The organism is Jatrophihabitans sp., assembly GCF_036389215.1.
Taxonomy (GTDB): Bacteria; Actinomycetota; Actinomycetes; order Mycobacteriales; family Jatrophihabitantaceae; genus Jatrophihabitans_A.
Genome location: NZ_DASVQG010000057.1, coordinates 1 through 4944 on the forward strand (window position 1 = coordinate 1; position 4944 = coordinate 4944).

Here is a 4944-nt window from a genome sequence, read left to right on the forward strand (position 1 = left end):
AGATCAGGCCCCAGATCCCGAACCCGACCGCCCAGCCGCCGACCTCGCGCAGTGCGGTCACCGTCCGGACCATGGTGGCCGGGAGGAAGCCGTTGACCAGCCCGACCCGGGGACCGACGTCGAACGGCGGGGCCTTCCAGAACCACGCTCCCGAGACGATGAAGGCCACGAACACCACGACCGGACGGGGTGGCAGTTCTCGGGTGAGCGTTGCCAGCGCGACGAAGAATCCCAGGATCAGCCGGATTGCCGAGATCTGCGGGGTTCGCGGCTGGTCGTCCTCCACCGCTTCCAGCTTTGCCTCGTCCACCACTGGTGCCCCCTTGCCAGCATGCTACTTCGCAGCCGGCCCGGAGCGGCCGCGACTCAGCGCGCTCATTCCACTCCGATGTCCTCGTTCCAGAGTTCCGGGCGGGCGGCGATGAAATCGGTCATCAGCCGCGCGCACTCCGGATCGTCGAGCACCAGCACCTCGACGCCGTTGTCGGCAAGCCAGTCATGGCCGCCGTAGAACGTTCTGGCCTCACCGATCACCAGTCGTGAGATGCCGAACTGACGGATCAGCCCACTGCAGTACCAGCACGGTGACAGGGTGGTGACCATGGTGGTGCCGCGGTAGGAGGCCTGCCGGCCGGCATTGCGAAAGGCGGCGGTCTCGCCGTGCGTCGACGGGTCGTCGTCCTGCACCCGGCGGTTGCGGCCACGTCCGAGCAACTGGCCGTCGCGGCCGAACAGGGCGCCACCGATCGGGATGCCACCCTCGGCCAGGCCCAGCCTGGCCTCCTCCAGCGCGACCGCCAGCCATCCCCGCGGATCGAACGTCGTCATGGCTCGAACCGTAGTACCAGCCGGCGTACCAGCTGCGGAGGCGGTCGGCACGCACAACCGAAGCCGCGGTGCTCGGCGGCGGTGTCCTGCCGCGGGCGCACCATCGGAGTGGTTCCGGTTCCGCTTACCGCTAGGCTGAGCCCCGACGTAGCCGGAGTTGGCGCTCCGCTTTGTGACCGGGAGCTCCGCTTTGATGTCATCCGACGTGCACCGCGCTCGCTATCAGCTCACCTTCCTCGTGCTGGCTGTCGGGGTCGGGACCTTCTCGCTGCTGCAGTCGCTGGTGTCGCCGGTACTGGTGCTGCTGCAACACAGCCTGCACACCAGCCAGAGCACGGTGACCTGGGTGCTGACCGCCTACCTGCTGTCGGCGTCGGTGTGCACCCCGATCCTCGGACGGATCGGCGACATGATCGGCAAGAAGAAGGTGCTGGTCGCCGTGCTGGCGGTCCTGGCGCTCGGCTCGATCCTGGCAGCGCTGGCAACCTCGATCTCCGTCATGATCATCGCCCGGGTGATCCAGGGCGTCGGCGGCGGGCTCATCCCGCTCGGTTTCGGCATCATCCGCGACGAGTTCCCGCGCGAGAAGGTGCCCGGCGCGGTGGGTGCGATAGCGGCGCTGCTGGCCGTCGGAGGAGGCCTCGGGCTGGTACTGGCCGGCCCGATCGTCAATCTCCTCGACTACCACTGGCTGTTCTGGATCCCGGGTGGGGCGATGGCCGTCGCTGCCGTCGCGACCCATTACGTGGTGCCGGAATCTCCGGTTCGCAGCCCGGGCCGGATCAGCTGGCCGGCCGCGGTGCTGCTGTCCGCCTGGTTGGTCGCGCTGCTGGTGGGCGTCAGCCAGGCGCCCGGCTGGGGGTGGTCCTCGGTGTCGGTGCTCGGCCTGCTGGCAGCCGCGGTCCTGCTGGCAATCGCCTGGATCGCGGTCGAACTGCGGTCCCGGCAACCACTGATAGACATGCGGATGATGCGGATCCCCGCCGTGTGGGCGACCAATCTGGTCGGGTTCCTGTTCGGTGTCGGGATGTACTCCATCTTCGCCTTCCTGCCCGAGTTCCTGCAGGCGCCGTCCTCGGCCGGTTACGGCTTCAACGCCAGCATCACCGAATCCGGCCTGATCGTGCTGCCGATGTCGGCCTCGATGTTCGCATTCGGGGTGTTCTCCGGCCGGCTGGCGTACCGGTTCAGCGCCAGGGCCGTGCTGGTGTTCGGCTCGGCGCTGAGCGTGCTGCCGCTTCTGATCCTGGCCTTCGCCCATTCCCACATCTGGCAGATCGCCGTTGCCACGCTCTTGCTGGGTGCGGGCTTCGGTCTCGCCTTTGCCGCGATGTCGACGATCATCGTCGACTCGGTGCCCAGCAGCCAGACCGGTGTGGCCAGCGGGATGAACGCCAACATCCGCACCATCGGCGGCTCGATCGGCGCCGCGGTGATGGCCAGCGTCGTCACGTCCGGAGCGTGGCCGAACGGCCTGCCGAAGGAGTCCGGCTACACCACTGGATTCGGGATGCTCGCCGGAGCCTTGCTGCTGGCCGCGCTGGCCGGCCTGCTGATACCGGCGCTGCACGGGATTCGTGATCCGCATCAGCAGGAGCAGGCCGCGATGTCGCATCCCGAACTTGCGATCGTGGCCGGCGGCACGCTGGTCGGGGCGACGAGCCGGAATGAGCCTGCGGATGCCCGCTCTGGCAACGTCGGGGACCGGTCGGCCGTTACGCCGCGACGCCGCGCACAACCGGCAGCGCCTGCTGGAGGCGGCAGCTCAGGTCTTTGCCGAGCGCGGGTTGGCTGCCGGCGTGGAGGAGGTGGCTCGGGTCGCCGGTGTCGGGATGGGCACCCTGTACCGGCGGTTTCCCACCAAGCAGGCCCTGATCGACGAGCTGATCGGTGACCTGCGGTTGCGGCTGCTCGAACTCGCCCGGGCCGTCTCGGGCCGTAGCGGTGGCACCGGGTTGGAGGAGCTGCTGACCGCGGTAGGGCAGGTGCAGGCCGAGCAGCCGGGTTGCCTGCCGCAGCTGTGGAACTCCTCCGGTGCCCAGCCGCAGGCCCTGACGGAGTTCCGGGAGCTGGTGGTGAGCCTGCTGAGCGAGGCCCAGCGCCACGGCCGGATCCGGGCCGAGGTGACGCCGGGTGACATCACGATGGTCTTCTGGTCGGTCCGCGGCGTGATCGAGACCACCCGGACGGTGGCCCCGGCTGCCTGGCGGCGACATCTGGAGGTGCTGGTGGCGGGCCTGCGTCCGGCCGGTGATTCGGTGCCGCGCGGGGTCCTGGCCCGGAAGCCGCTGACCGAGACCCAACTGCGCCGCATCCTCAGCGGTACCGGCTGAGCTTGGTTGCTCACAATGCAGGTAGCTCACAATGCAGGGCTTCGCAGTCCGCGCAGGGGAAACCTGCCTTCGGTGATACCTGTTTACGCCTGCGGCGTACGGCGGATACCCGCTGGCATCTTGTCGGCAGCCGTCACTAAGGTCGGACCATGACTGCTGCCCGGGCCTATCTCAGGTTTCCGCACATCCAGGGTGATCAGCTCACCTTCGTCGCCGAGAACGACGTATGGCTGGCCGGTGCCGATGGCGGCCAGGCCCGTCGGCTGACGGCCGAGGCGGTGCCGGTGGCGCGGCCGAGGCTGTCGCCCGACGGCACGCTGCTGGCCTGGATGTCGCGCCGGCACGGTGAGCCGGAGGTCTACCTGGTCCCGGTGGCCGGCGGTACCCCCCGGCAGCTGACCTTCTTCGGCCACCGCAACACCACGCTGCTCGGCTTCGGCCCGGACGGCCGGGTGCTGGTGGCCTCGGCCGGCTCGCAGCCGTTCAGCACTTCCTCGTGGGCCTACGCCATCGACGTCACCGACGGTGCCGACCCGGTCCCACGGCGACTGCCGTACGGACCGGTGAACTCGGTGGCCATCGGTGACCCGGCGGTGGTGGTGGGCACGGGGTACCTGCGCGACCCCGCGCACTGGAAGCGCTATCGAGGCGGGACGGCTGGCCGGTTGTGGCTCGATGCCGGTGGCGCGGGAGAGTTCGTCGAATTGCTGGCCGAGCTGGCCGGGCCGAAGACCGCGCCGACCTGGACCGGGGATCGGCTGGCCTTCCTGGCCGATTTCCAGGGCCACGGCAACGTGTACTCGGTGGCCGCCGACGGTTCACAGCTACGCCGGCACACCGACCACGACGCCTTCTATGCCCGGCAGTTGAGCGGGGACGGCAGCCGGCTGGTCTATCAGCACGCCGGCCAGCTCTGGCGGCTGGATTCGCTGGAGCCCGACTCCGCACCCCGCCGGCTCGATCTCGGGCTCAGCGGCAGCCGGTCGTTGCGAGCCGTGGCACCGGTGAAGGTGGCCGAACACCTCGGTGATCTCGCTGTCGATCGCACCGGCCGGGCCAGCGCGATCGAGATCCGCGGCAACATCGTGTGGCTCACCCACCGCAACGGTCCCGCCCGGCCGGTTGCCAGCACCCCAGGCGTCCGGCACCGGCTGCCGGCGGTGCTGGCCGGTGCCGACGATGACGGCCAGCCAACGGTCGGCTACGTCAGCGACACCGAAGGCGAGGATGCGATCGAGATTGCCGGAGCCGACGGCGGCGTCCGGCGGTTCGGGGCCGGCAAGCTCGGCCGGGTGCTGGAACTGGTGGCCAGCCCGGACGGCGCCACCCTGGCCGCGGCCACTCACGACGGCCGGCTGCTGAGGATCGCCACCGCCGACGGTGCGATCACCGAACTCGAGGCGAACCCCAATGGCGACCCGAGCCACCTGGCGTTCTCCCCGGATTCCCGCTGGTTGGCGTACTCCGCCGCCGAGTCGACCGGCGGCGAGTTGCTGCGCAGCATCAGGATGGTGGAGCTGGCCACCGGGCAGATCACCGCCGTCACCTCGCACCGGTTCCGCGACACCGACCCGGTCTTCAGCCTGGACGGCAAGTACCTGGCATTCCTCTCCGCCCGCACGTTCGACCCGGTCTATGACAGCCATACCTTCGATCTGGCGTTCCCGTTGGCCATCCGGCCCTACCTGGTCACGCTGGCCGCGGCGACGCCGTCGCCGGTCGACCCCGAGCTGCGCGGCCAGGGTGAGGAGGAGCCGGCCGGCGGCAGCCCGACCGGCGGCAG

5 protein-coding genes are annotated in these 4944 nt (G+C 69.9%); 3 read left to right on the plus strand and 2 right to left on the minus strand.

Annotation, left to right across the window (positions count from 1 at the left end):
* On the minus strand, nt 1–310 hold a 310-nt coding region (locus tag VF542_RS02550), incomplete at its 3' end, for a hypothetical protein (protein ID WP_408650140.1).
* A gap of 65 nt (nt 311–375) precedes the next feature.
* Complete coding sequence (locus tag VF542_RS02555) at nt 376–828, minus strand: nucleoside deaminase (protein ID WP_408650141.1); 453 nt, start codon at nt 826–828, stop codon at nt 376–378.
* A gap of 193 nt (nt 829–1021) precedes the next feature.
* Here VF542_RS02555 and VF542_RS02560 point away from each other — a divergent pair, with 193 nt between their 5' ends.
* From VF542_RS02560 to VF542_RS02570, 3 genes are all read left to right on the plus strand, one after another.
* Nucleotides 1022–2722, plus strand: coding sequence for an MFS transporter (locus VF542_RS02560; protein ID WP_408650142.1), 1701 nt, complete (start codon nt 1022–1024; stop codon nt 2720–2722).
* The gene (locus tag VF542_RS02565; RefSeq protein WP_408650143.1) at nt 2637–3161 is read left to right on the plus strand and encodes a TetR/AcrR family transcriptional regulator; all 525 of its coding nucleotides are present in this window, start codon (nt 2637–2639) and stop codon (nt 3159–3161) included. The genes VF542_RS02560 and VF542_RS02565 overlap by 86 nt, the downstream gene beginning before the upstream one ends.
* A 149-nt stretch (nt 3162–3310) precedes the next feature.
* Nucleotides 3311–4944, plus strand: a 1634-nt coding sequence (locus tag VF542_RS02570) for a S41 family peptidase (RefSeq protein WP_413790111.1), incomplete at its 3' end; no start/stop codon positions are given.